Raw genomic sequence first — 26807 nt, forward strand, 5'->3', positions numbered from 1 at the left:
ACGCCCGCGAACAGTTCCGTGAGTACGCCGTGGGGGCTCAGCCCCATCTGCGCCGTAGCGCGTACCTGTTGTGCGGGAACTGGCACACCGCCGAGGACCCGGCCAAGCGCCGCAAAGGCGCCTCCCAACACGCCCTCCGCCCCGCGCGCGAACGCTTTGCCGCCGCCTGGCAAACCGTCGTCGCCGCCCGCGACCGCACCAACCCCGTGGCCGGCTTCAACCAGGAAGTCGTCGTCGTCCTCAAAACCGGCGACGACCCCGACCCCCTCGTCAAAAGCCTCATCGCCGAGGTCTCCGGCACCGGCGGGGGCGGCCGCCGCACCTTCTCCACCGGCGTCTCCCGCCGCGTGGCCGGCGTCGCCGACCTCCCCGCCGCGTACGAGGAGGCCCGCCGCGCGGTCCGCATCGGCCGCCGCCTCAACGGCCCCGGCTCCGTCGCGCATTTCGACACCCTCGGCGTCTACCGCCTGCTCTCCCTCGTCCCCGACCCGGCCGAGCTCCGCGACTTCGCCCGCCAGACCCTCAAAGGCCTGGCCGCCGACGGCGACCCCGACGCCGAGGACCTGCGCACCACGCTGGAAGTCCTCCTCGACACCAACCTGAACGTCGCCGAGGCCGCCCGCCGCCTGCACTTCCACTACAACACCCTGCGATACCGCATCGGCAAGATCGAGCGCCTCGTCGGCCCCTTCATGGAGCGCCCCGATCTCCGCCTGGACCTGTCCGTCGCGCTCCGCATCCTCCACATGAGGGGGCTGTGAGCGGACCATGGGAAGCGCGCGACAGCGCCACCTGCGAAATCAGTAACCCGACAGTACTTGTGACGCCCGTCACAGCGTCACTACAGTCCGCTCCATGACATTGGGCTGGCGGGTCGCATACGAAGGCAAGACTCCACCACCGGGCTCCGTCGTCCGCCCCGACGAGCGCCTGTCCTGGCCGCGCACGGTCGGCCTGGGCGCGCAGCACGTCGTCGCGATGTTCGGCGCCACGTTCGTCTTCCCCCTGGTCATGGGCCTGAATCCGCAGCTGGCGATCATGATGAGCGGGATCGCCACGATCTGCTTCCTGTTGATCGTCAAGAACAAGGTCCCCAGCTACCTCGGCACCTCCGCGAGCTTCGTCGGCGGCGTCGCGGCCATCCGCGCGCAGGGCGGCGACGACCAGCACGTCACCGGCGCCATCCTGATCTCCGGCGGCGTCCTGCTGGTGGTCGGGGTCCTGATCCACTACCTCGGCGCGCAGATCATCCACGCCGTCCTGCCCCCGGTCGTCACCGGCGCGGTCGTGCTCCTGATCGGCTTCAACCTGGCGCCGGTCGTGGCGAACGTCTACTGGCCGCAGGACCAGTGGATCGCGCTGATCACCATGTTGGTCGCGATCGGCATCATGGTCGGCGTCCGGGGCTTCCTCGGCCGGATAGCGATCTTCGTCGCGCTGGTGTTCGGCTACGCGCTGTCCTGGATCGTCGACCGGATCTTCGGCCGGATCACGTCCTACGACGCCAGCGCCAGCCACGACACCAAGCACTGGCGCGTCAACTTCGACGCCCTGAAAGCCGCCAAGTGGATCGGCTTCCCCAACAAGACCAGCGGCGTCGGCGCGCACCAGATCGCCGGCTGGCACTTCCCCGAGTTCAAGTGGGCCTTCATCCTGCTCGTCCTCCCGGCGGTGATCGCGCTGGTCGCCGAGAACACCGGGCACGTCAAGGCGGTCGCCGAGATGACCGGCGACGACCTCGACCCCTACATGGGCCGCGCGATCGCCGCCGACGGCTTCGGCACCGTCGTGGCCAGCACCTTCGGCGGCTCCCCGACCACCACCTACGCCGAGAACATCGGCGTCATGGCCGCCACCCGCGTCTACTCCACGGCCGCCTACTACGTCGCCGCCCTGGTGGCCATCCTGTTCGGCCTCTCACCCAAGTTCGGTGCCCTGGTCGCCGCCACCCCCGGCGGGGTCCTCGGCGGCATCACCGTCGTCCTCTACGGCATGATCGGCCTGCTCGGCGTCAAGATCTGGACCGAGAACCGGGTGGACTTCGGCAACCCGCTGAACCTGGTGCCGATCGCGGCCGGCGTCATCATCGGCATCGGCAACACCAGCCTGAAGTTCACCGACAACTTCTCGCTGTCCGGCATCGCGCTCGGCACAATCGTGACCATCGTCTGTTACCACGCCGCGCGCCTCATCGCCCCGCCGCACTTGAAGGCCCCCGCACTGGCCGGAGCCGGCGGCGCGGACGGCCCAACCGAAGCATCGGGCCCCCCGAGCGGGGTAAAACCCCGGGAGTAAACAGCGACAGGCAGGCAGGAAACGCGGCGACATGCCCCTCGTGCACCTTCCTTGGGCAAGTTCAGCCAGCGATCGCGGCGGCGTTCGGCAGATGTCGACGTCGCCGCGACCCTTTCGGCGAGAAGAGGATGCCTCCATGAAGCCCCCGCCGGTGGTGTATCACGGCCCGGACACGGTCGACGAGGCCGTGCGATTGTTGGCGGAACACGGCGGACACGCGAAGGTCCTGGCCGGCGGCCAGAGCCTGGTGCCGATGCTGAACATGCGGCTGACGGCGCCGGCGCGGCTGATCGACGTGAACCGCCTGGACGAGCTGGCCTACGTGCGCACGGACCTGGAAGGCGTCCGGGTCGGCGCGCTGGCCCGGCACGCGGACGTCGAGCGCGCCACCCACGCCTTCGAAGCCGTCCCCCTGTTACGCCAGGCCGTGAGAACCGTCGCGCACCCGACGATCCGCAACCGCGGAACGACCGTCGGCAGCCTGGTGCACGCGGATCCGTGTGCTGAGATGCCCGCGGTCCTGCTGCTCCTCGACGGCGAAGTGCTCCTGCGCTCGGAGCGCGCCGGGGAACGAGTCGTCGCGGCGGCCGACTTCTTCGTCGGACCGATGGAATCAGCCTGCGAAGAAGACGAGCTGGCCATCGAGGCCTACTTCCCGAAACCCAAGGGCCGCACCGGAACCGACTGGCGCGAACTGTCACGACGCAACGGCGACTACGCGATGTGCGGAGTCGGAACCTCGGTCCGCGTCGACGAGTCCGGCGCCGTGACTTCCGCGAAGGCCGCATACATCGGGGTGGGTCCAGTGCCGCAGGTCGTGGACGTGACCGCGGCGGGCAGCGACTGGGACGCCGCCGCCGAACACGCCGCCGACCAGCTCGACCCGGAGGACGACATCCACGCGACCGCCGAGTATCGCAGGCATCTGGCACGCGTCCTGACCGCGCGTTCCCTGAAGGCGGCCTACGAGGCGGTGGCGCCGTGACCGAGCAACTGCATCAGATCACTGTCACCGTCAACGGCGTCACCCGGCGTGGCGAGACCCCGGCCCGACGCCTACTGGCCGACTTCCTACGCATGGACCTCGGCCTCACCGGCACGCACCTCGGCTGCGAACACGGCGTCTGTGGCGCCTGCACTGTCCTGCTGGACGACGTCCCGGTCCGCTCCTGCCTCATCTTCGCGGTATCGGTCGACGGCCACGCCATCACCACCGTCGAAGGATGCTGCGATCCCGGCGGCGAACTCGGCCCGGTGCAGCAGGCCTTCCAGGAATGCCACGGCCTGCAATGCGGATTCTGCACCCCCGGCTTCATCACGACGATCACCGCCTACCTGGAGGAGAACCCCAAGCCCACCGAGGAAGAGGCGCGCGAGGCGATCGGCGGGAACCTGTGCCGCTGCACCGGATATCAGAACATCGTCGCCGCGGTCCTTCGTGCAGCAGAGATTTTGAATGAGACACAGATTAAGAGCGAGCGGGAGGCACCGCATGAGTGAGAAGCTCGTCGGCCAACCGCTGGTCCGCAAAGAGGATCCCAGGCTCCTGAGAGGCGACGGCCGCTACGTCGACGACCTCGGCCGAGGCGCGCTGGCGGCAGCCTTCGTCCGCAGCCCCAACGCGCACGCCCGCATCGCAGACATCGACGTCACCGACGCGCTGGACGTCGAAGGCCTCGTCGCCGTCTACACCTACGAGGACCTGCCCGGCCGCGTCGCCGAACCGCTCCCGCTGCTGATCCCGCACCCCGACCTCACCCACCCCCGCACCCCGTACTGCTTGGCCAAGGACGAGGTCAACCACGTCGGCGAAGCCGTGGTCATGGTGGTCGCGACCGACCGCTACGTCGCCGAGGACGCGGCCGAGCGGATCGTGGTCACCTACGAGGACCTGCCGCCGGTCGTGGGCATCGACCAGGCCAGAGCGGCGCAGCGGCTGGTGCACGACGAGGTCCCGGGCAACATCGCCGCGCGCAGCGTGCAGACCAACGGCAAGGGCGACGCCCAAGAAGCCATCGCCGCCGCCCCGCACCGCCTGTCGCTGGACCTGCAGATCGAGCGCAGCGCCTCGATGCCGATGGAGGGCAAGGGAGTCCTGGCGCACTGGGACGCCGATGACAGAACCCTGCGAGTGCACACCTCGACGCAGACCTCGACGAGCGTACGCCTGGCCGTGGCGGCCAAGCTGGAGCTGCCGCCGGACCGCGTCGAGGTGATCACCCCCGACGTCGGCGGCGGCTTCGGCGTGAAGATCATGCATCCCTGGCCCGAGGAGATCCTGGTGCCGTGGGCGGCGATGAAGCTCGGCCAGGACGTGAAGTGGGTCGAGGACCGGCGCGAGCACTTCATCTCCAGCGCGCACGAGCGCGGACAGCAGCAGCACGTCGAGGTCGGGTTCGACAGTGACGGCCGGCTGTGTGGGCTCAGCGTCGAGATCTGGCACGACAACGGCGCGTACGTGCCGTACGGGATCATCGTGCCGATCGTGACGTCCACGCAGCTGCTGGGCCCGTACAAGGTCGGCGCGTACCGGGTCGAGTTCACCTCGCTGTATACGAACACTGTCATCGTCACGCCCTACCGCGGCGCGGGACGGCCGCAGGGCGTGTTCGCGATGGAGCGGACGATGGACGCCATCGCCGAATACCTGGGCCTGGACCGGCTCGCGGTGCGCGAGGCCAACCTGATCCAGCCCGAGGAGATGCCCTACGACCAGGGCCTGGTCTTCCAGGACGGCCGTCCACTGATCTACGACTCGGGCGACTACCCGACGATGCTGCGGATGATCCGCGAGTTGGTCGGTTGGGACGGCTTCGAGGCCGAGCGTGCGGCGGCCGCGGCGGAGGGCCGCCGGATCGGGATCGGCATCGGGGCGTACGTCGAGGGCACCGGCATGGGCCCCTACGAAGGCGCGCACGTGAAGGTCGAGACGACCGGCGAAATCGTTGTCTCCACAGGGCTGACGACGCAGGGCCAGGGACACTACACGTCGCTGGCGCAGATCGCGGCCGACGTGCTCGGGGTCGGCGTCGCGGACGTCACCGTCATCACCGGCGACACGCGCCGGTTCAAGTACGCGGTCGGGACGTTTGCCTCACGCGCCATCGTGACGAGCGGCAACGCTGTCGCCGTAGCCGCCGGCAAGGTCGCGGAGAAGGCGAAACGGATCGCGGCGGCGGCACTGGGAGGCGGCGCCGATCCGGCGGACCTGGAGCTCGTCGACGGGACCGTGCGCCGCCGCGACGATCCCACGGCCTCGATCGACCTGCGCACGGTCGCCGTGCTGTCGAACCCGCTGCGCTACGCCTTCGACGAGGCGGCGAAGGCGGCCACCCAGTTCGCGGCGGCCGTCGGCACCGGCGACGAGCCGGGCCTGGAGGCGACCGGCTACTACATGCCGGAGCGCTCGACGTTCGCGGCCGGGGCGCACGGTGTCGTGGTCGAGACCGATCCTGAGACCGCTGATATCCGCATCCTGAGGTACTGCGTCGTGCACGACTGCGGCGTGGTCGTGAACCCGCGCATCGTCGAGGGGCAGGTGCACGGCGGCGTCGCGCAGGGCGTCGGGGGAGCGCTGTACGAGCGGATCGTCTACGACGACGCCGGCCAGCTGGTGAACGCCTCCTACATGGACTTCCTTATCCCGTTCGCCACGGAGGTGCCGCACATCCAGACGGCGCACATGGTCACGGCTTCGGGAGTGAACCCCCTGGGGTTGAAGGGCGCCGGCGAGGCCGGGGTGATCCCGACCTCGGCGGCCGTCGCCTCGGCGATCGAGGACGCCGAGGGGCTGAGCGTGCGGCGGATGCCGATCTCGCCGAGCGAGCTGTACGAACTGCGGAAGACGCGCACGACGCGCGAGACGCGGAAGGAACAGGTGAGCGCGTGAAGGTCTCCGGGAGCTCGGTTCTCAACGCCGAGGTGGGGCGGGTCTACGAGGCGCTGACGGATCCACGGACGCTGGCCGCCGCGATTCCCGGCTGCGAGCGCCTGGAACTGGTCGCGCCGGACGTGTACGACATGGTGGTCACGGTCGGCGTGGGCTCGATCAAGGGCACGTACAAGGGCCGCGTGGAGCTGGCCGACCAGGCCGCCCCGCGCTCGTTCACGCTGCGCGCCTCCGGCGCCGGCGCCCCGGGCACGGTCTCCGCCGAGTGCCGGATGCTGCTGGTCGACGAGGCCGCGTCCCGCACCCGCGTCGAGTACGACGCCGACGCGGTGATCGGCGGCGTGGTCGGCGGCGTCGGGCAGCGGATGCTCGGCGGCGTGGCCCGGAAGCTCGCGGGGCAGTTCTTCACCGGGATGGACGGCGTCCTGGCACGGGAGCGCGGCGCTGCGGCCGGCACGGCGGCCGACGCTGTGGCCGGCGAGTCGGCCGAGCCGGTGTCGACGGCCGCGATCCAGCCTGCGGGAGGACCGGTCACCACGTTCCCGACCGCCATGCCGCCGGGGCAATCAGGCGCGTCGAACGCTGCGGTAGCGCTGTCGGCAGGCATCGTCGGAGCGGCCGCGGCCCTGAGCGGCGTGGTGCTTGGCTATGTAATGGGCCGCCTGAGTGGCCGCCGGGGGCCACGATGACGGCGCGCGGCGCGGACTCGGGCCCGCGCCGCCGCAAGACTGGAGCGCTTCACGTGGGCGGCATGCGGCGCGCGGCGACGCTCGCTTCCGCTGCCGGGCTGCCGGCTGGCCGCACAACCGGCGCGAACTCTGTGCGCGGTGCCGGGGCGCCTTTCAGCCGAGCACTGTGCGCGGCGGCAGGCAGCCCCGGCGGTATCGGCGATGTTCGCGCGCGCAAGCAGATGCCGTTGACCGACAGCCGCGTCGGTGTAGCCGACCAATGTGCCCTTACCGGTACTCACCGCGCCGCGGCGCCCGCTGAAGCGCTTCGCCCCAGAACCCCAGGAGCCGCCTTATGCGCCCGCTGACCGCAGCCGCCCTCCAACTCGCGCCGCATCCCGGCCCGCTCACCGCCAACAGCGTCGCGGAGAACCTGAACCGCGCCGTCGAGCTCATCGAGCGCTGCGTCGGTGCGACCGGCGCCGAGCTGCTGGTCCTGCCCGAGGCCGTCACCACCGGCTTCACCCCGGGTATCCCGGCCGAGGAACTCTGGGACCTGATGAGCCCGGTCCCCGGCCCGACCACCGAGCCGGTGCAGCAGGCCGCGCGGCGCCTCGGCGTGCACGTCGTGCACTGCACCTACGAGCGCGGCGAGGAACGCGGCGTCGTCTACAACTCCGCGATGCTCATCGACCCCGCCGGCGACATCCGGGGCGTCTACCGCAAGACGCACCTCTTCCCCGGCGAGACGAAGTGGGTCACGCCCGGCGACTCCGTCACCGTCGTCGACACCGACCTCGGCCGGATCGGCCTGGCCGTCTGCTTCGACGGCGACTTCCCCGAGCTCTTCCGCATCCAGGCGGTGCGCGGCGCGGAAATCGTCTGCCGCCCCTCGGCCCTGCTGCGGTCCGCCGATATCTGGGAACTGACAACCCGCGCCCGCGCCTACGACAACCACGTCTACGTCATCGGCGCCAACGCCACCGGCACCGACCCGGCCGGCGTCCACTACTTCGGCAACTCCCTCATCGTCACGCCGATCGCCGAGGTCGTGGCCCGCGCCGCCTCGCACGAAGGCTGGGTCACCGCACGCCTTGATCCCGCCGACGCCATGCGAACCCTGACACCCGGCTCCGACCGCGCGCAGACCTTCGACCACCTCGCCGAGCGCAACCTGCACCTGCTCGACAAATACCAGAAGGACCTGATCAGCGAGGCGCAGACACCGTTCCGCCTCGGCGAGCCCGGGGGCGATGCATGATCCGGATCGGCATCGACACCGGCGGGACGTTCACCGACGTCGTGGCGATCGACGACCAGACCGGCCGAGCGGTGGCCGGCAAGGTCCCCTCCACCCCCGCCGACCCCTCGCACGGCTTCATCGCGGCGGTCCGCAAAGCCCTGAGTCTCCTCGACGCGGCCCCCGACGACATCGCCGTCGTCAGCCACGGCACCACGGTCGCCACCAACCAGCTCCTGCAGGGCAAGGTCGACCGGCTCGGCTTCATCACCACCGCAGGGTTCGAACACCTCCTGGAGATCGCTCGCCAGTCCGTCCCCGACGGCTACGGCAACAGCTACTTCTGGGTCAAGCCGCCGCGCATCGTCCCCGCCGACCTGGTCCGTGGCGTCGGAGGTCGCTTGGATGCCGACGGCCAGGAAGTTCGCCCCTTCAGCACCGCCGACGCCAAAGAAGCCGCGCGCCACCTGAAGGCGGCAGGCGTCCGCTCGATCGGTGTGTCCTTCCTCCATTCCTACGCCAACGCAGAACACGAACAAGCGATGCGCGAGGTCCTCGAAGCGGAGTTCCCCGAGGCTGCGGTGTCGATATCCTCCGACGTCCTGCCCGAGTACCGCGAATACGAGCGGTCGATGACCACGCTCGTCGACGCCGCCGTGAAACCGACCGTGTCCGGCTACGTCGGCCGCATCCGCGCACGCTTGGACGCGCTGAACGGCGACGCTCGGAAAAACGCCCGCAGCATCCCCTTCTACGTCATGAAGTCGAACGGCGGCGTCCTGTCCGCCGAAGAAGTGGTCCGCCAACCGGTCACCACCGTCCTGTCCGGACCGGCCGCCGGAGCCCTCGGCGCCGCCCTCATCTCCGCGCACGCCGGCTTCGACCGCATCCTGACCCTCGACGGCGGCGGCACCTCGACCGACGTCGCCGTCGTCCTGCACGGCGAGCCGGCCGTCACCACCGAGGGCGGCGTCGGCGGCTACCCGTCGAAGATCCCGATGATCGACGTCGTCACGGTCGGCGCCGGCGGCGGCTCGGTCGCCTGGCTGTCCCCGGAGGGCACGCTCAAGGTCGGCCCCCGCTCGGCCGGCGCCGATCCCGGCCCGGTCTGCTACGGCCGCGGCGGCACGGAGGTCACGGTCACCGACGCGCACCTGGTCCTGGGCCGCATTCCCGCCGGCCTGCTCGGCGGCGAGGTCCCGCTGGACCGGGAGGCGGCCCGCGCGGGCTTGGCCGGGCTCGGCGGCAAGCTCGGCATGACCGAGGAGGCGGTCGCGGCCGGGATCCTGGAGATCTCGGCGTGGAACCAAGCCAATGCCCTGCGACAGGTGACGGTGAAGCGCGGGCTGGACGTCCGCGACTTCCAGCTCACCGCGTTCGGCGGCTCCGGCGCATTGTTGGCTTGTCGTCTTGTCGACATCCTCGGCCTGCGCGGGGTGCTGGTGCCGCCGGACCCCGGCAACGTCTCGGCGTTCGGCCTGCTCACGGTCGATGTCCGCAACGACTACGTCCAGACCTACGTCCGCCGCCACGACCGCATCGACGTGGCGCGAGTAAGGATCCTGTTCGACGACCTCCAGGCATCCGCATCGAAGGCCCTGCACGCCGAAGGCTTCGAGGAGGCCGAGCAGGTGTTCAAGCGCAGTGCCGACCTCCGCTACTTCGGACAGGCGTACGAAGTGCGCGTCCCGGTCCCAGAGGGCGACTTCGCGGCCGACGGCGTCGTCGAAGCCTTCCACGCCGCCCACGAGGCCATGTACGGGTACTCATTCCGTGGCGACGAACGCCAGGTCGTGGAATGGGTGAACCTCCGCGTCACCGGCATCGGGCCGATCCGGCGCCCCGAGTTCGCCGAGCTGCCCGAGCCCGCCGACGGCCCGCCCGAACCGGCCGCCATCCGCCAGGTCTGGTTCGACGACGCGCCGGTCGACGCGGCGATCCACGACCGCAGGACATTGCGACGTGGCGACCGCGTCCACGGCCCCGCCGTCATCGAGGAGTACGGCTCGACCGTCCCGGTCCACCCCGGCTTCACCTGCGACGTGGACCGCTGGGGCAACCTGTTGCTGACCCAGGAGGATCGCGCATGCTGAACCCTGTCCTGCTGGAGATCGTCGAGGGCACCCTCGCCTCCGTCGAGCGCGAGGTCGAGACCGCGATCGCCCGCACCTCGCGCTCCCCGATGATCCGCGACGCCCACGACTTCCGCGTCGGCATCCACGACGCGCGGCTGCGCAAGCTCACCGGCCGCTCCTACTCGGCCCTGGTCCATCCGGTGGTCCGCGACTACCCGATGGACACGATGCGCCCCGGCGACGTCTTCTTCCACAACGACGTCTACCTCTCCGAAGGCGGCATCGGCCACCTGCCGGACCTGTGCGTCACGGTGCCGGTCTTCCACGACGGCGCCGTGGCCGCGTTCGTCCAGGCCTTCGGCCACCACGACGACATCGGCGGCGCGTGTCCGGGATCGATGCCCTCCGGCGCGCGCAGCGTCTTCGAAGAGGGCCTGATGGTGCCGCCGATCCGGCTGTGGGACGCCGGGGTGCCGAACGAGGCCGCGCTGAAGATCATGACGCGCAACTCCCGGATGCCGGACTCGCTGGCCGCCGACCTGGACGCGGAGTGCTCGGCCTGCCTGATGGGCGCGCGGCGGCTCGGCGAAGTGTTCGCGCGCTACGGACGCCAGGCCGTCGAGGAGTGCTTCGACGCCATCATCGACCTGACCACCGAGACCTTCCGCCGCGAGGTGCTGGCGAAGATCCCCGACGGCTCCTACACCTGGGAGGACTACGCCGAGCACGACGGCGTCGACGCGCCGCGCCTGCACCGGCAGCGGATCACCGTGACGAAGCTGCCGGACGACGGCGGCCGCCTGGTCATCGACTTCGACGGCACCGGACCGCAGGCCAAGGGGCCGATCAATCACTGCGGCGACTACGCGGACGGCAACTTCCTGAAGAAGTGGCTGGCACCGGTGCTGCGCAACCTCGCCGACAGCCCGGAGCGGATGGCCGAGCTGGACGTCAACGAGGGCGTGGTGCCGCTGATCGAGATGCGCTTCCCGCCGCCCGGGACGCTGCTGACGCCGGTGTTCCCGGCGCCGACGAACGCGCGCACGTTCGTGATCCTGCGCCTGCTCGGCGTGCTCTCCGGGGCGCTGGCCAAGGCCGTGGACGGCCGCATGCCCGCCGACCAGGAGACGATCCGCTACACCGGCGTCTACGGCACGGACGCCGAAGGCCAGCCGTATCTGATGCGTGAAGTGCTCGGCGGCGGCTCCGGCGGGCGCTACTACGCCGACGGCGAGGACACGATCCACGTGGTCCCGGATTCGCGCAACATCCCGGTGGAGTTCGCCGAGGCGCGCTGGCCGTTCCGGGTGGAGAAGCTCGGGCTCGCGCTCGACTCCGGCGGTCCGGGGCGCTTCCGCGGCGGACTCGGCTACGAGAAGCAGATCAGGATGCTGCGGGACGCCGACTTCATGAGCATCGCCGACCGCTCGATCCTGGCCTGCTGGGGCGTGAAGGGCGGCCGGGCCGGCCGGCCGTTCGAGGTGGTGATCGATCCCGGCGGGCCCGACGAGCGGGTGGTCGACGCGCTGGCGGACGCCGAGCCGGTGGGGGCCGGGGAGGTCGTCCGGATCCGGACGACCGGCGGCGGCGGGTGGGGCGATCCGCTGGAGCGGCCGGTCGAGGACGTGGTCAGGGACCTGCGATGGGGGAAGGTCTCGGTCGAGGGCGCGTTGCGGGACTACGGCGTGGTGCTGGCCTCGGTGCCGCCGAGCGCACGACCGGACGCGCTCGAGGTCGCCTTCGGCTTGGACCGCGCGGACAGTTTCAGGGAGGGGACCATAGATTTCGGCGAATCCCGCGTCGGCTTCGGCGTCGATACCGGATTTGAAGTCGATACCGCAGCCACAGAGGACCTGCGGGCGACGATGCGGGCAACGCGTGGCTCAATGCCCTTCTTCGACCGCGGCCCGGGCTTCGCGCAGTTGGCGCATGGCGCGACCTCAGCCTACTGCGATTGGCTCTGACATGCGGACCCTGATCGCGTTGGGCGGCAACGCCATGACGGCGCCGGACGGCCGCGCACGGCCAGAGGATCAGATCGCGGCGGTCGGCGTGGCGATGGATGCGGTCGCGGATCTGGTCGCGGACGGCGTCGAGGTGGTCCTCACGCATGGCAACGGGCCGCAGGTCGGCAACCTGCTGGTGAAGAACGAGCTGGCCGCGCACGTGGTGCCGCCGGTGCCGCTCGACTGGTGTGGCGCGCAGACGCAGGGGACGCTCGGGTTCGTGATCGTGAGCGCACTGGAGGGCGCGCTGGCGGCACGGGGCGTCGTCAAGCCTGTCGCCGCAGTCGTGACCCGCACGCTGGTAGATGCGAACGACCGCGGATTCACCAACCCCACCAAGCCGATCGGCCGCTACCTGCCGGAGGAGCAGGCCGCCGCGATGATCGTGCATGGTCAGACCTGGGAGGACCGCGGCGAGCGGGGCTGGCGGCGGGTGGTGGCCTCGCCCGAACCGCTGGACATCCTGGACGCTCCCGCCGCGACCGCGCTGCTCGACGCTGGCTATGTGGTCGTGGCCAGTGGAGGTGGCGGGATCCCGATGACGCGCGATGCGTCGACCGGCGGTCTCGTCGGCGTCGAAGCCGTCATCGACAAGGACCTGTCAGCCGTCCTGCTGGCCCGGGCGGTCGGCGCCGACCAGCTTGTCATCGCCACCGACGTCGACAGCATGTTCCTGCACTTCGGCGCGCCCGATGCCAGGGCCCTGCGTCGCATCGGCGTCGCCGACCTGCGCGCGCACCTGGCGGCTGGCGAGTTCGGGGGCGGGAGCATGGCGCCGAAGGCCGAGGCGGCGTGCCGCTTCGTCGAGGGCGGCGGGCGGCGGGCCGTCGTCGCCGCGTTGGGAAGTATTCGTGAAGCCGTTCTTGGGGAAGCCGGAACTGTAGTGGAGAAGGAGTAAAGAGTTGCCTGAGGCGATCGAGGTCCGAAAGGTGCCGTTGCGGCACGTCAGTGATGCGTCCGGGTTGGCCGGGCTGATCACCGCCGGGGTGGTCGAGGCCGACCGGGTGGTGGCGGTCGTCGGCAAGACCGAGGGCAACGGCGGGGTCAACGACTACACGCGCATCATCGCCGACCGCGCGTTCCGCGAGACGCTGGTGCGGCTCGGGACGCGCAGCGAGGCGGAGGTCGCGCTGGTGCCGATCGTGTGGTCCGGCGGGACCGACGGGGTGCTCTCGCCGCACGCGACCGTGTTCGCCACCACGGAGGCAGAACCTTGCGACGAGCCGCGGTTGACCGTCGGGTTCGCGATGAGCGAGCCGCTGCTGCCCGAGGAGATCGGCCGCTCGGCGATGATCACCAAGGTCGCCGACGCGGTCCACGAGGCGATGAAGCGGGCCGGCATCGACGACCCCGCGGACGTGCACTACGTGCAGACCAAGACCCCGCTGCTGACGATCCAGACCATCCGCGAGGCCAAGGCGCGCGGGAACGCGGTGTGGACCGAGCAGACGCACGAGTCGATGGACCTGTCCAACGGCTGCACGGCACTGGGGATCGCGGTGGCGCTCGGCGAGGTCGAGATGCCCTCGGACGAGGCGGTGCTTCATGACAGGGCCCTGTATTCGTCCGTCGCGTCCTGCTCCTCGGGCGTCGAGCTGGATCGCGCGCAGGTCGTCGTGGTCGGCAACGCCTCCGGCGTCGGCGGCCGTTACCGCATCGGGCACTCGGTGATGACCGACGCCCTGGACGCCGACGGAATCTGGGACGCGATCCGCTCGGCCGGGCTGGACCTGCCGGACCGGCCGCGCTCGTCGGACTTGGACGGCCGGCTGGTGAACGTGTTCCTCAAGTGCGAGGCCAGCACCGACGGGATGGTGCGTGGACGGCGCAACGCCATGCTCGACGACTCCGACGTGCACTGGCACCGGCAGATCAAGGCCTGCGTCGGCGGCGTCGCGGCCTCGGTGACCGGCGACCCGGCGGTCTTCGTCTCCGTCTCGGCCGCACATCAGGGTCCTGACGGAGGCGGGCCGGTGGCGGCGATCGTGGACGTGGGCCCGGGTGCTTGATCGTGCGTGATCTGCTGCCCACCCTGCTCGCCTGGCGTGCCGCCGGGGAGCCGTTCGTCCTGGCCACGGTGGTGGCCGCGGACGGCGGCGGGCCGCGCGAACTCGGCGCGGCGATGGCGGTGCGGATGACCGGCGGCGTGCCGGGCGAGGTGGTCGGCAGCGTGTCAGGGGGCTGTGTCGAGGCGGCGGTGATCGAGGCCGCGGCGGAGGTCCTCGCCGACGGCCGGCCCCGGCTGCACACCTACGGTTTGGAGGACTCCGACGCGGTCGGCCTGACCTGCGGCGGCACCCTGTCGGTGTTCGTCGAGCCGGGAACGGCCGCCACCGCGCACCTGGACCGTGTGCGCGACGGGGTCGAGCAGGGCGTCGGCGCCGCGGTGGTCACGGTGACCGCCGGCCCGCCGGAGCTGGTGGGGCTGCACCACGGCGACGTGCTGCGCGCCAACGGCTACGAGGCGTTAGCCGACGCGGTCGCGCGGGACGCCGACGCGCTGGTGGACGTGGGGGAGTCGGCGCTGCGGCGGTACGGGCTGGACGGCTGTCCGGAGCCGGTCGGGGCCGGGGTCGGAGTCGGAGTCGGGAGCGCGGCAGGGGACGAGCCGGACACCGTGACAGTGTTCTTCAACGTGATCGGCGCACCGCCACGGATGATCATCCTCGGCGCACTGGACTACGCGGCGTCCCTGGCGACCGTCGGCCGCTTCCTCGGCTACTGGGTGACGGTCTGCGACGCGCGGCCGGTGTTCGCCACGAGCGAGCGCTTCCCGAACGCGCACGAGGTCGTGGTCGCCTGGCCGCACAAGTACCTGGCGGTGACGTCGATCGACGCACGCACGGCGATCTGCGTGCTGACCCACGACCCGAAGTTCGACGTGCCGGCACTCCAGATCGCGCTGCGGTCGCCAGCGCTCTACGTCGGCGCGATGGGCTCGCGGCGCACGTGCGAGGATCGGGAGCGGAGACTGCGCGAGGAGGGTATAACAGAGCACGAACTCTCTCGCCTCGCCGCGCCCATCGGGTTGGACCTCGGCGCCTCGACCCCGGCGGAGACCGCGGTCTCGATCGCGGCGGAGCTGGTCGCGGCGCGGCGCCGGGGGAGTGGGGAGCCGCTGCGGCGGACCAGGGGACGGATTCATCGATGAACGATGGTGCACCGAGGATGGACGATTCGGCGAGGAGCGATGATTTTCCGACGAGCGATGATGCACCGATGAGCGGCGCATTCCGCAGACGCCTGCCCGGCCATCACCATCGCGGCGGCGTGACCGGCATCGTCCTGGCCGCCGGCGCCGCCACCCGCTTCGGCGGGGGCAAAGCCGTCGCGCGTTTCCAGGGCGAGCGCCTTGTCGACCGCGCCGTGGCCACCCTCACCGTCGGCGGCTGCGACCGTGTGCTCGTCGTGGTCGGCGCCCTCGACGTCGGCGCCGTACACCACGCGATCCTCGTCCTGAACTCCGACTGGCAGACCGGCATGGGCAGCTCGCTCCGTGCCGGCCTGTCCGCGGCGCGCGATGCCGAGGCGGTCGTCGTGACCCTCGTCGATCAGCCGCTCATCGGCGCGGAGGCGGTGAAGCGCCTCGTCGAGGCCTGGCGTGACGGCGCGCCGATCGCTGTCGCCGTCTACGAAGGACGCCGTGCGCATCCGGTCCTGTTCGGGCGCGAAGCCGTCGCCGACCTGCTTCCGACCCTGACCGGCGACGCCGGAGCCCGCGACTTCCTCGCCTCGCGCCCCGACGTCGTCGCCGTGGACTGCACCGACACCGGCCGTCCCGACGACGTCGACACCGTCGAGGCGCTGCGGCGTCTCAGTCCGTAACCCGCCCCAGTACGCCCGCCTCAGTCCGTGGCGCGCCTCAGCCGTTGGGCGGCAGCTGCCGCCGCTGCCGCTCCCACCGAGCCCGCCGCGACTGCAGCACCGGCGCCGAGATCCCGAACAGCGCCGCGCCGGCCGGTCCGGCCACCCACAGCGGCCACGGATACGGGAACGACACCGTCGTCAGCCCGACCAGCACCCACACCACCATGTTGATCGCCACCGCGGCGAACCACAGCGTCCACAACACTTTCAGGCCGCCCGGCAGGTCGACGTACGCGCCGCGGACGCCCGGGTGCGGGGTCGGCGGCGGGGCCGGAGGCGGCGTGTTCACGACATATACGGGCTGCGGGGCCGTCGCCGGCGGTGCGGGAGGCGGGGACGGCAGCGGCGGAGCGGCCGGGGTGCGCACCGGCGCGGACGCACCGACCGGCAGGTCGTCGTGCAGCAGCTCCAGATCCCCGATGGTGACGGCCTCGTAGGCCTTCTCCATCCGCTCGACGTACTCGTCCATCCGCAGTCGGCCGTCGTCGAGGGCCTGCTTCAGCACCTCGACGACCGCCTGCCGCTCCGAGTCGGAGACGCGTATGCGTTGCCGTCTGTCACCGTCCGCGCGGACATCGCGGTCGTCACTCATGCGCTTCCCCCAACCGGTCCGGCCCCAGCGAGGCCCCCGCAACCCTTCCTGCGAAAGAGCCTAGTCCTCGAAGAGCACGTCCGGGTTGCCCGGCGTGGGGCCGTCGAGCAGGCTCTCGTGGATCCCCTTCAGCGACTGGTCGAAGAACGCCGTCACGTACTCCCGCGTGATCACCGTGCCGCGCAGCGGGTCGATCGGCGACGGCGCGGGCAGCCCGACCTCCTGCGCCAGGATCGGGATGTCGGTGAAGGTCGCGTGGTTGGAGCCGACGACGTCCAGCCACCGCTTGTAGCCGCCGAGGTTCGCGTAGGTCTGGATCCAGGTGGGGTCCTGGAGCCCGTGGCTCATCATCAGGTACGGACGGGTGATCTGCCCGGCCGCCGGGACCGGGAAGAACGTGCCGTCCAGGTTGGCGCCGGCCAGCACCCGCGGATCGCTGAGCATCGTGTCCACGGTCGCCGCACCGCCGATCGAGTGCCCGGCCATGCCGATGCTGTGCTTGTCGATCAGCTCACTGAGACGCCAGGCACAGGTGCCGTGCGTCAGCTGATCGATGACGAACGACACGTCCTTCGCACGGCTGGCGGTGATGTCGTCCGGCGACGGCGCGGTCGGGCTGCTGCCGTCGCAGATCGCGCAGGGCGGCGTCTGGCCGTTCGCCAGCGTCTCCCCGCTGTCCTCGTAGGTGTGCCCGACGAGCGCGACGACGTAGCCGTGGCCGGCCAATTCGGTCGCCAGCGAGGTGAGCGTCGTGCGCGGGTTCTCGAACCCCGGCGAGAGCACGATGAGCGGGTACTTGCCGTGCACGGCCCGCGCGCCGTCGTAGGCGTGCGTGGTGACGTCGTGGAGCTCCTGGGCCGTGATGCCGGTCCCCGCCGGCACCCGGTACTGGATGAAGCCGGCCGCCTCGGCCAACGTCATGTAAGGGGCCTGAGTCCCGGTCCCGGCGACGGCGGGATAGAACATGGACACGGTGAGCTGCCGGGGCCCAGCCGACGGGACCCACGGGTCCGGCCTGCTCCAGTCGGTGAGGTGAATGACGTCCTCACCGGCGGCGAAGCGGCCGGTCGGAGCGGGCAACGAGCCCTGGAAGGCCGCAGCGGGGGTCGCCGAGGCGACGACACCCACCCGCGCGACGGCCGGAAGCGGCGTGGCGGTCGCGGCCACGGCAGCGCCGGTCGTGGCAACCGATACCGCGAGGGCCAGGACGGCGGTGATGCTGATACGACGATGAAATGCCATGTCCCCGACGCTAGATCGGCGGCGCCGCCCCTCGAATCAGTCTGCGGACGGTAATCTTCGAACCCTGTCATCCTCGGGGCGGAGGCCCCTCATCCGCCGGGGGGATGGTAGACAGGCGGTGCTTGATCTGATCGCACTGCTTGCCCAAGCATTGCCGATTTGCATTACCCGACCCACTCCGGCAGCGCCTCGGCCAGCTCCAGCCAGCGCGCCGACACCCCGCGCAACCCGGTCCGCGCCGCGACGATTCCGCCGGTGATGGCACAGGTGGTGTCCACGTCGCCGAAGCCCTCGGCCGTGGTCCACAGCGCGTCGGTCAGGCTGTCGAGATGGTGCGCCGCGGTCCAGACGGCGAACGGCACCGTGTCGCTGGCCCGGATCCGCTTGCCGCTGCCGAGAACCGCGACTGCCTCCGATACCGATGTGTCCGGCGGCAGCTCGGCGGCGCGCAGGAGCCCGTCGCGGACTACGCCGTCCGGCGTCAGCTCGGCGGTCGCCGTCAGGAAGGCATGCGGCTCCGGCGCCGGAGCGGCACCCGGCGTGTCGGAAGCCCCCGCCGCCAAGGCCGCCGCCGCAGCGATCGCCACCCCACCCGCGATTCCCTCCGGATGCCGGTGCGTGACCTCCGCGGCCAGCACCGCCTGCGCCGCCGCCGCTTCCGGATCGCGCCGGAACCACGCTCCCAGCGGCGCCGCACGCATCGCCGCGCCGTTGCCCAGGCTCCCCTCGCCGTTGAACAGCGTCCGCGCGTAGGTCGCCCAGTTCCCCGGATCCTCGCCGAGCTTCGGCAGGAGCTGGTGCATCCCGCGCCCGAACTTCCGGTAGGGATCGTCGGCGTACATCTCCGCGAACGACGTCGCCAGCTCCTGCTGCTCGACTTGCCCGTGCTCCGTCAGCACGCGCACCAGCGCCAGGGCCATGGCGGTGTCGTCGGTCCAGGTCCACGGCTCGTCGCCGGGCGTCGTCCGGTGACGGATCATCTCCGCCGCCTCCTGCCGCTGGCGGAAAAACCAGCGCTCCCCGAACCCGTCGCCGAGCGCCAAGCCCCGCAGGCTGGCGAAGGCGGCCGCGGCATCCCCTGTTTCCCGAGCGTCGGACATGCGCTCAAGGTACTGGCACGGAGCACACTGGACACGTGGATTACGTCGCCCAGGACTTCACGCCGGAGCAGATCGAGCGCTCGCGCGCCTACAAGCGCGAGGTCCGTCCTCTGCGCCTCGTCTCAACCGTCCTCGGCCTGGCCGTCCCGCTGGTCCTCGGCCTGACGCCGGCCGGCGCGGGCCTGGTCAGGGCGGCCGGGGACATCGGCGGGGGCGGTTGGGTGGCCAGGGCGCTGCTCGGGAGCGTCGCGCTGTCGCTGCTCGGGCTGGTGCTCCGCATCCCGCTGAGCATGTGGAGCGAGACGGTCAGCCGCCGCTGGGGCCTGTCCAAGCGCGGCTGGGGGCTGTTCGCGGCCGACACCGCCAAAGGGTTCGTGATTGGGGCGGTGCTCACCGCGGCGGCGATCGGCGCCTTCTACTTCTTGATGCGTCACGCCGGCGGTGCCTGGTGGGTCTGGGGCGCCCTAGCCGCCGCCGCGTTCGCGGTCCTCGGTTCGTTCGTCATGCCGGTGCTGATCGAGCCGCTGTTCAACAAGTTCAAGCCGCTGCCCGAGGGCCCGCTGCGGGATCGGCTGATGGCGTTGGTCGCGCAGTCCGGCGTGCAGGTCAAGGAGATCCTGGTCAGCGACAGTTCCCGGCGCACCACCGCCGCCAACGCGTACGTGTCCGGCTTCGGCAGGACCCGCCGCCTGGTCGTGTGGGACACCACCACCGACAGCCTGGAGAACGACGAGGTCGCCGCGATCGCCGCGCACGAACTCGGCCACGCCGCCCGGCGCGACGTCCTGGCCGGTACGGCCTTCGGCGCGGTCGGCGCGGCGCTGGGCGTCGCGGTCCTGGCGGCGGCGCTGCACTGGTCGTCGCTGCTGGACGCGGCCGGGGTGCACCACGCCGCCGATCCGCGGTCGCAGGCTCTGCTGCGTGCGGTGCTGGTGGTGGTCGGCCTGGTCGGGGAGCCGTGGGGGCTGGCGTACAGCCGCTACGTCGAGGGCCGCGCGGACGGCTACGCGCTCGACCTGTTCCGCGATCCCGACACCATCGTGAGCATGGAACGCGCGCTCGCCGTCCAGAACATCGCCGACCTGGACCCCCGACGCTGGGAGGTGCTGATGCGCTACACGCACCCGCCGATCTCCGAACGCATCGCGCACGCGCGCCGCTGGTCTGCGGAAACAGGGGTGCCTATTCCTAAGCCCCTTTAAGCCCGGTCTAAGGATCCGAGCGCACTTTGGAGGTGGGACACAGTGCGTATGCGGATAGCAGAAGGAGGTGGAGGCCCATGTATCGCGGACCTTGGTACGGTCCCGGACACCATGTTCATGAGGGCCTCGGTTGGGGTGGTTGGTTGCTCTGGGTGCTGTTCATGGTCGCGCTCTGGGCGTTGGTCATCATGGCGGTCGTGTGGTTGGTGCGCAGCTTCACGCACCGCGGACCGGTGACGGCGCAGCGCGCGATGTGGGTGCACGGCGGTCCGCCGCCGTGGCGCGAGGGCGGGACGGGGACGGTCCCGGCCGAGCAGATCCTGGCTGAACGGTTCGCCCACGGGCAGATCGACGAGCACGAGTACCGAGCCCGGCTCGGGGTGCTCCGTGGGGAGCAGCCGATGGCGGCGCAGGCTGGGCCGCCGGCTCCACCCACGCCTCCGGAACCACCGACACCAACGACGCTTCCGGATCCGCCGACGGAACAACAGCAGGGCTAGCAGGACAGAGTCAGAACGACAGCAGGACAGCACCACAGCAGGACAGGGTTACAGGGACACGGTTGCAGGGACAGCTGGATCAGAAGTACAGCAAAGCGGGATGCCGAGGGTCGTCCATCCGCGCCGTCAGGGACGCGGCGCGTGATGGATCGGCCTCGGCTTCGTAGCGTTTGTAGGCGGGTAGCGTCCAGGCCATGGCCTCGGGCGTCCGCCGCCTGAGCGCGCCGGCGGAGAGCCACAGGTGCACCTCCACGTCGAACGGCAACCCGATGCCCATCAGGAACGTGCCCTCGACGATCAACACCCCACCCGGCGGCAACTCGACGTACTCAGCCCGACTGGCGCGATCGCGCTCGGCGTTCCACAGCGTGGGCAGCACCCGCCCCGAACCCCCAGGGCCCAACGGATCGAAGACCTCGCGCCGCAACCCCTTCAGGTCCAGCCACTCGGCGTAGAACACATCAGGGTCCTCGCGCCCGTGCTCCAACCGCAACGACCGCGGCCGCAGAAAGTCGCCCGCCGAGATCCGCAGCACCGGCCGCCCGGCATCTGCCAGCACCTCTCCGACCGCCGCAGCCACCTCGGCCGTGCCCGACCCCGACGCCCCATCGACCGCCAGCCGCGTCCACGGATCCGGCGCACGCGCAGTCACCAGATCAGCGACCCGCTCGGCCAGGCGCTCCGGCGAGATGGGCTCAGCCCGCATCACGAATCCGCAATCGCCGCGACGATCGACACCGAAGCCGCCCGCCGCCCCGGCAGCACCGAGGCCGCCAACCCTGCCACCGCCGCCAGTGCCACGTAGCCGATCAGCGTGAACACCGGTACCGACAGCACCGCGCCGCCCTCGACGCGTCCGATCAGCGACTCCAGCGCGCCGGCGATCCCGACCCCGAGCGCGACTCCCATCAGCGCGCCGACCGCCGACATCAGCACCGCCTCCACCGACAGCATCCGCCGCAGTTGCCCACGCGAGAGGCCCAGCGCCCGCAGCAGCGCCGACTCGCGCGTGCGCTCCACGACCGACAGCGACAGCGTGTTGGCGATGCCGAGCACGGCGATAACGACCGCCAGGCCCAGCATCGCGGTGAACAGTTGCAGCGTCGCGTCCGCGCTGCCGGTCAGCGAGTTCTTCTTCTCCGCGAGGCTGCCGGTGTGCAGGAACGGGTATTGCGATACCACCGAGTCCACCGCCGCCCGCGAGTCGGCCGTCGGGACCCCCGGTGCCGCCAGGATGCGGACCTGGGTGTCGCCCAGCGGCTTGAACGTCTCCAGGAACTGCGCGCGCGGCAGCAGGACGTCGTACCAGTCGATGCCGTGGCCGGTGAACACCTGGTAGATCACGGCCACGCGGCCGGTCACCGGGCCGGACCGCGGCGACTGCACCGTGATCGTGTCGCCGACCTTCACGTGCTGCGCGGCGGCCATCTCGTTCGACAGGGCGATCGTGCCGGGTCCGAAGTCGGCCAGGGAGCCGGACTTCACCACCGGCTTGAACAACGTCCCGTACGCCGAGGGCTCCACCGCGCCGACGTCCACCGAGGTGCCGTTCAGCGAAGCCTTGGTCCCGTCCAGCGCCGCCACGTGCCCCAACTGGGGCTTGGCCCGCAACTGGTCGGCGACCTGGAACGGCACCGTCTGCCCCGAGCCTGGCGGGTCCACGGAGTAGTCGTACGGGTTGTGCGAGTCGATCCACTGCGACTGCGTCACCGTCACCGAGTCCTGCGTCACCGTGAACAGCGACATCAGCGTGACGCCGATGGTCAGCGCGGCGGTGGTGGCCGCGACCCGGCCCGGGTTGCGGCGCGCGTTGGAGCCCGCCAGCTTCGTCGGGGTGCCGAAGAACCGCCCCGGCAGCCAGCCCAGGGCCCAGATCATCGGCCCGACGATCAACGGCCCGGCCACGATCAGCGCCGCGAACACCAGGGCGCCGCCGCCCCCGATCAGCTTCACCCCGCCGAGCAGGTCGCCCTGCCCGGTCCCGAGCACCGTCAGCGCGATCCCGACCGCCCCGAGCGCCACCGCCACCAGCACCCGGGTCCGTCCGATCCGGCCGGAGGTGGTCTTCACCTCCTGCTGCGTGCGCAGCGCCTCGATCGGCGGGACGTTCGTCGCCGCGCGCGCCGGCAGCACCGCCGAGACGATGGTCACCACGAACCCGACCACCATCCCCAGTGCGATCACCCCGCCGGACACCACGATCCCGCCCGGCGGCAGCTTGGTAGAGCTCACCGCCGCGACCACCGCGTGCAGCCCCTGCGCCACGCCGATCCCGGCCAGCACCCCCAGCGCCGAGCCGACCAGCCCGACCAGCGCCGCCTCGGCCACCGTCGCGCCGAACACCTGCCCCTTGCCGGCGCCGATGCAGCGCAGCAGCGCCACCTGCCGGATCCGCTGCGCCACCAGGATCGTGAACGTGTTGTAGATGACGAACGCCGCGACCAGCAGCGCCACCGCCCCGAAGACCTCCAGGATCTGCGGGACGTTCCCGGCGATCGACGCGCGGTGGCCCAGCACGGCCTTGGTGTACTGCGCGCCGGTCAGCACCGTGAACTGCGGCTGTCCGCCGAGCGCCGAGCTCACCTGCGAGGCCAGGTGCTGCTGCGAGACGCCGCCGGCGTGCAGGTCGATCTCGTCGTAGCTGGCCTTGCCGGTGACCTGCAGCACCACCTGCGGCAGCAGCCCGACCAGCGTCCAGCCGTTGGCGCGGTTGTCCACGCCGTACTCGGCGATCCCGGCCAGCCGGAAGCTGTGCACCGTCGAGTCGTGGTCCACGACCCGGATCGTCTGCCCGACCTGGAGCTTGTGCTCGGCGGCGGTGTCCTTGTCGACGACCGCGTCGTCCGGGCCCTTCGGCCCGGTGCCGGCGATGATGTTGCCCGGATACAGCGCCGGATCGGCTGAGAAGGCGACGGCGTAGCCGGTCAGGCCGTCGGTGCGCATCGCCTGGCCGTTCGCGTCCAGCAGCGGAGCCGGGCCCTTGACCTGGCCGCTGACCACCGCGCCCGAGCCGACCCGGGCCTGGATCCGGTCCACCACCGACGGCGTGAGCAGGGACGGCGGCGTCGGCGGGGCCGTGGTGTTGGCGTAGACGGCCGAGCCGGTCTGCTGCACGGCCACGTCGACGTTCTGCGCGGCGCGCGCGTACCCGTAGTTGAAGGCCTGGTTGATCGACCCCGAGAGCAGGAACGTCCCGGTCACGAACGCGATGCCCAGCACGATCGACAGGCAGGTCAGGGCTAGGCGCACCGCGTCGGCGCGCAGACCGGCCAGCACTACCTTCAGCATGCGCACCTCCTAGGTCGGTTCACGTCTCCGGGTCCGGATCATCGTAACTATCCTGGCGGGCCGGGCGCCGGGTCGGCATCGGTCTAAGGACGGGTTCTCAAATGCCCGCCATCCGCCCACAGGCGTAGATATCGCAGTCATACGGCAGTCTTACCCGCCGCCGTACGGCCGTTGTACTGCTGTCGTACCGCGTTCGTCACCAGCTCTCGGCCGCCTCCTGCCGCCCCTGCGGAGCCCGCGTGTCCCCGCTCACCTTCAGCGCCAGGAACGGATAGAGCAGCACCGACAGCATCCCCGCCCCGACCATCGCCGCCGCGGTCGAGGCCTTCAGCGTCCCCCGGTCGACGCCGATCGCGGTGATGGCCACGATCAGCGGCAGGCCGGTGGCCGCGTAGAGCGCGATGGCGCGCCGCCGCCGAGCGCTCACCCCGTCCGGCGCGGTCAGGTAGCTCGGCACGCCGCGCGTGACCAGGAACAGCCCCAGGAACAGCGGCACCAGCCCGAGCGTGGCCCAGTTCGAGGTCAGCGCCTTGAGGCCGTAGCCGATCCCGGTCTCGATGAAGAACACCGGGATCAGGAACCCGAACCCGACCGCCTCCAGCTTCACCGTGACCCGCTCGGCCCGCTCCTCGTCGCCGCTGTGGAACAGGATCCGCATGATGACGCCGGCCGCGAACGCGCCGAGCAGCATGTCCACGCCGAGCGCCACGGTCGCGCCGATCATCAGCATCAGCAGCGCGATGACCAGCCGGACCGCGAACTGCCCGGAGGTCTGCATGGTCAGGTCGGCCAGCCGGTTCACGGCCGCGTGCTCGCCGCGCACAGCCACCACGATCCCCACCCCGGCGATTAGCGTGAACGCCGTCAGGTAGACCATCGCCTCGCCGGGCTTGCGGCCGTCCAGGAACAGGGTCATGGCGATGATCGGCGCGAACTCCCCGACCGCGCCGACCGCCATCACCACGTTCCCCAGCGGCGTGCTGACCTCCCCGGCGTCGCGCAGCACCGGCAGGATCGTGCCGAGCGCGGTAGTGCTCAACGCGATGCCGACGATCACCCCGCTCTTCGCCGTGGGCGCCAGCAGCACGCCGAGGCCGACGCCGAGCGCCACCGACACCGCCCAGCCGGCCAGCGCGCGGTTCAGCGGCCCGCCGCGCAGCCGCGCGAAGTCGATCTCGTAGCCGGCCATGAAGAACAGCATCGCCAGGCCGAACTGCGACAGCGCGTGCACGTAGTCGTCGTCGTGGGCCCAGCCCAGCACGTCCGGGCCGACCAGGATGCCGAGCACGATCTCGAAGACCACCAGCGGCACCGGTGCCCGGCGGCCGGCCAGATCGGCCAGCGGCGGCGACAGGACCGCGATGACCGCGACCAGGACCAGGGTCCCCAGGGAGTGCGTCGTCACATAGGGGATTGTCCGGGCCCTGCGGTGCGGGGGGACGGAGCTCAAGGCGGTTGGCGGCCCCGCTCACTCTTTTGGCATAGTTCGGCGCCATGGCAGAGCATGAGCACGACCAGTGGGGGAACTCGCCCGGCCGGTTCCCGCCCTTTGACACGATCGAGATCGATCCGCAGAAGATCGGTGTCGTCCACACCGAGTGGGATCCCGAGGAGGACCACCACCCGGACCCCGGTGAGATCGTCTGGACCTGGGTCCCCTACGAGGAGCACGACGGCCGCGGCAAGGACCGCCCGGTGCTGCTGGTGGCGCGCGGCAAGGCGACCGGGAACTTCCTGGCGGTCAAGCTGACCAGCAAGTGGCACCCGGACGCCGAGAACTGGGTCAGCGTCGGCACCGGCGAGTGGGACCGCGAGGCCCGCGAGTCCTGGGCCGTGATAGACCGCGTGGTGCGGGTGCACCCCGAGGGCATCCGCCGCGAGGGGCACGCGCTGGACCGCGGCGACTTCGACAACGTCGTCGGCCACCTGCACAAGCGCTACGGCTGGACCGGCGAGGGCTACTAGGCCGACGCCCTTCCACGCCGACGCCGTACCCAGGCACTTCCACGGCCGAAGCCCCCGAGCGCGAACGCTCGGGGGCTTTCGGTTTCCGGCGCAGGGGAGTCGCCGGGAATCTTCGGGGAACCGCTACGGGATCAGTAGCCGTACCAGCACGAGCCGCCGCAGCGCGCCGCGACGACGGAGTCCAGCGAGCCGTAGACCTTCGCCGCGTAGCGGACGCCGGCGATGATGTTGTCCACCGGGTTGTAGATGTTGCCGTGGCCCGGCAGCGCGTAGGCGTTGAACGTCGGGGCGATGGTCTGCATCAGGCCGATCGACGGGTGGCCGGCGGCGGCGTTGGAGTCCCAGCCGTTGGTGGCGCTCGGGTTGCCCGCCGACTCGTGCATCACGGTCTGGTAAATCGCGTTGTACGAGACGTAGTACCCGTTGGAGTTCAGGATCGAGATGGCTTCCTTGATCCAGCCGTCCAGGTTGTTGGCGTAGGAGCCGGTGGACGCCGAGGAGGTCTGGTAGCTCTGGGTCTGGGTCTGCGTGCTCTGCGTCGAGCGGGTCGACTGGCTCGACTGCGTCGCCTTCACCGGGGCCGACTCGACGACCGGCTGGTTCGTGGTCGCGGCCGGGGCGGCGGAGCCGTTCGCGCTCGGCAGGTTCAGAACCCAGCCGATCAGGATCAGGTTCGGGTCCTGAAGGCTCCCACCGTTGGCCTGAGCCTTACCGGTGTTGAGCTTGAAGATCTCCGGGTACTTGCTGCCGTCGCCGAGCTTGGACTGGGCTATGCCGGACAGCGTGTCGCCGGCGTGCACGGTGTAGGTCGAGGCCTGCGGGGCGGCGGCCTTGGGGGCGGCGGCGGCCTTCGGAGCAGCGGCTGCGGCCTTCGGCGC

23 protein-coding genes are annotated in these 26807 nt (G+C 71.0%); 16 read left to right on the plus strand and 7 right to left on the minus strand.

Features of this window, described 5'->3' with window-relative positions:
* The 13 genes from GWK61_RS33015 to GWK61_RS33075 form a co-directional block, all read left to right on the plus strand.
* A partial coding sequence (locus GWK61_RS33015) for a PucR family transcriptional regulator (protein ID WP_194915606.1) occupies window positions 1-761 on the plus strand: 761 nt, incomplete at its 5' end.
* A 94-nt stretch (window positions 762-855) separates the two neighbouring features.
* Window positions 856-2295 (plus strand): uracil-xanthine permease family protein, encoded by a 1440-nt coding sequence (locus tag GWK61_RS33020; protein ID WP_194915607.1) that lies wholly within the window; start codon window positions 856-858, stop codon window positions 2293-2295.
* 136 nt (window positions 2296-2431) lie between these two features.
* Window positions 2432-3280: an FAD binding domain-containing protein gene (locus GWK61_RS33025; protein ID WP_194915608.1), complete on the plus strand. Its 849-nt coding sequence runs from the start codon at window positions 2432-2434 to the stop codon at window positions 3278-3280.
* Entirely contained in the window at window positions 3277-3795 is a 519-nt protein-coding gene (locus tag GWK61_RS33030; protein ID WP_194915609.1) for a (2Fe-2S)-binding protein, read from the plus strand. Before GWK61_RS33025 ends, GWK61_RS33030 begins: the two co-directional genes overlap by 4 nt.
* Window positions 3788-6184 carry an aerobic carbon-monoxide dehydrogenase large subunit gene (gene cutA / locus GWK61_RS33035; RefSeq protein WP_194915610.1) on the plus strand — a complete coding sequence of 799 codons (2397 nt, stop codon included), beginning with the start codon at window positions 3788-3790 and terminating at the stop codon, window positions 6182-6184. The genes GWK61_RS33030 and cutA overlap by 8 nt, the downstream gene beginning before the upstream one ends.
* Window positions 6181-6873 (plus strand): SRPBCC family protein, encoded by a 693-nt coding sequence (locus tag GWK61_RS33040; RefSeq protein ID WP_194915611.1) that lies wholly within the window; start codon window positions 6181-6183, stop codon window positions 6871-6873. The genes cutA and GWK61_RS33040 overlap by 4 nt, the downstream gene beginning before the upstream one ends.
* A gap of 334 nt (window positions 6874-7207) precedes the next feature.
* Window positions 7208-8113 carry a carbon-nitrogen hydrolase family protein gene (locus GWK61_RS33045; RefSeq protein WP_194915612.1) on the plus strand — a complete coding sequence of 302 codons (906 nt, stop codon included), beginning with the start codon at window positions 7208-7210 and terminating at the stop codon, window positions 8111-8113.
* The gene (locus GWK61_RS33050; protein WP_194915613.1) at window positions 8110-10185 is read left to right on the plus strand and encodes a hydantoinase/oxoprolinase family protein; all 2076 of its coding nucleotides are present in this window, start codon (window positions 8110-8112) and stop codon (window positions 10183-10185) included. Before GWK61_RS33045 ends, GWK61_RS33050 begins: the two co-directional genes overlap by 4 nt.
* Window positions 10179-12131: a hydantoinase B/oxoprolinase family protein gene (locus GWK61_RS33055; protein ID WP_194915614.1), complete on the plus strand. Its 1953-nt coding sequence runs from the start codon at window positions 10179-10181 to the stop codon at window positions 12129-12131. Before GWK61_RS33050 ends, GWK61_RS33055 begins: the two co-directional genes overlap by 7 nt.
* Window position 12132: 1 nt before the next feature.
* Entirely contained in the window at window positions 12133-13071 is a 939-nt protein-coding gene (locus GWK61_RS33060; RefSeq protein WP_194915615.1) for a carbamate kinase, read from the plus strand.
* A gap of 4 nt (window positions 13072-13075) precedes the next feature.
* Window positions 13076-14182 carry a barbiturase gene (bar, locus tag GWK61_RS33065; RefSeq protein WP_194915616.1) on the plus strand — a complete coding sequence of 369 codons (1107 nt, stop codon included), beginning with the start codon at window positions 13076-13078 and terminating at the stop codon, window positions 14180-14182.
* A 2-nt stretch (window positions 14183-14184) separates the two neighbouring features.
* Complete coding sequence (locus GWK61_RS33070) at window positions 14185-15324, plus strand: XdhC family protein (RefSeq protein WP_194915617.1); 1140 nt, start codon at window positions 14185-14187, stop codon at window positions 15322-15324.
* A 68-nt stretch (window positions 15325-15392) separates the two neighbouring features.
* Complete coding sequence (locus GWK61_RS33075; RefSeq protein ID WP_228563340.1) at window positions 15393-15998, plus strand: nucleotidyltransferase family protein; 606 nt, start codon at window positions 15393-15395, stop codon at window positions 15996-15998.
* A gap of 37 nt (window positions 15999-16035) precedes the next feature.
* Here the strand turns inward: GWK61_RS33075 and GWK61_RS33080 are convergent, their stop codons facing one another.
* The 3 genes from GWK61_RS33080 to GWK61_RS33090 all read right to left on the minus strand — a co-directional run bounded on the left by GWK61_RS33080 (window position 16036) and on the right by GWK61_RS33090 (window position 18974).
* On the minus strand, window positions 16036-16632 hold the full coding sequence (locus tag GWK61_RS33080) for a DUF1707 SHOCT-like domain-containing protein (RefSeq protein ID WP_194915618.1): 597 nt from the start codon (window positions 16630-16632) through the stop codon (window positions 16036-16038).
* Window positions 16633-16692: 60 nt separating this feature from the next.
* Complete coding sequence (locus GWK61_RS33085; protein WP_194915619.1) at window positions 16693-17874, minus strand: alpha/beta hydrolase family protein; 1182 nt, start codon at window positions 17872-17874, stop codon at window positions 16693-16695.
* Window positions 17875-18038: 164 nt separating this feature from the next.
* On the minus strand, window positions 18039-18974 hold the full coding sequence (locus tag GWK61_RS33090) for an ADP-ribosylglycohydrolase family protein (protein WP_194915620.1): 936 nt from the start codon (window positions 18972-18974) through the stop codon (window positions 18039-18041).
* Between the two features lie 35 nt (window positions 18975-19009).
* On the opposite strand from GWK61_RS33090, the gene GWK61_RS33095 reads away from it, so the two are divergent.
* The gene (locus GWK61_RS33095) at window positions 19010-20176 is read left to right on the plus strand and encodes a M48 family metallopeptidase (protein ID WP_194915621.1); all 1167 of its coding nucleotides are present in this window, start codon (window positions 19010-19012) and stop codon (window positions 20174-20176) included.
* Between the two features lie 161 nt (window positions 20177-20337).
* Complete coding sequence (locus GWK61_RS33100) at window positions 20338-20676, plus strand: SHOCT domain-containing protein (protein ID WP_194915622.1); 339 nt, start codon at window positions 20338-20340, stop codon at window positions 20674-20676.
* Between the two features lie 79 nt (window positions 20677-20755).
* Here the strand turns inward: GWK61_RS33100 and GWK61_RS33105 are convergent, their stop codons facing one another.
* From GWK61_RS33105 to GWK61_RS33115, 3 genes are all read right to left on the minus strand, one after another.
* Window positions 20756-21382 (minus strand): nucleoside/nucleotide kinase family protein, encoded by a 627-nt coding sequence (locus tag GWK61_RS33105; protein WP_194915623.1) that lies wholly within the window; start codon window positions 21380-21382, stop codon window positions 20756-20758.
* Window positions 21382-23964 carry an ABC transporter permease gene (locus tag GWK61_RS33110; protein WP_194915624.1) on the minus strand — a complete coding sequence of 861 codons (2583 nt, stop codon included), beginning with the start codon at window positions 23962-23964 and terminating at the stop codon, window positions 21382-21384. The genes GWK61_RS33105 and GWK61_RS33110 overlap by 1 nt, the downstream gene beginning before the upstream one ends.
* Before the next feature lie 196 nt (window positions 23965-24160).
* Window positions 24161-25369, minus strand: coding sequence for a cation:proton antiporter (locus GWK61_RS33115; RefSeq protein ID WP_194915625.1), 1209 nt, complete (start codon window positions 25367-25369; stop codon window positions 24161-24163).
* Between the two features lie 89 nt (window positions 25370-25458).
* Between GWK61_RS33115 and GWK61_RS33120 the strand changes: the two genes are divergently transcribed.
* Window positions 25459-25929: a type II toxin-antitoxin system PemK/MazF family toxin gene (locus GWK61_RS33120; protein WP_194915626.1), complete on the plus strand. Its 471-nt coding sequence runs from the start codon at window positions 25459-25461 to the stop codon at window positions 25927-25929.
* Between the two features lie 131 nt (window positions 25930-26060).
* Here GWK61_RS33120 and GWK61_RS33125 read toward each other — a convergent pair.
* The coding region (locus tag GWK61_RS33125; protein ID WP_194915627.1) for a transglycosylase SLT domain-containing protein at window positions 26061-26807 on the minus strand (747 nt) is incomplete at its 5' end.

The sequence above is a fragment of the Catenulispora rubra genome, assembly GCF_015356825.1.
GTDB lineage: Bacteria > Actinomycetota > Actinomycetes > Streptomycetales > Catenulisporaceae > Catenulispora > Catenulispora rubra.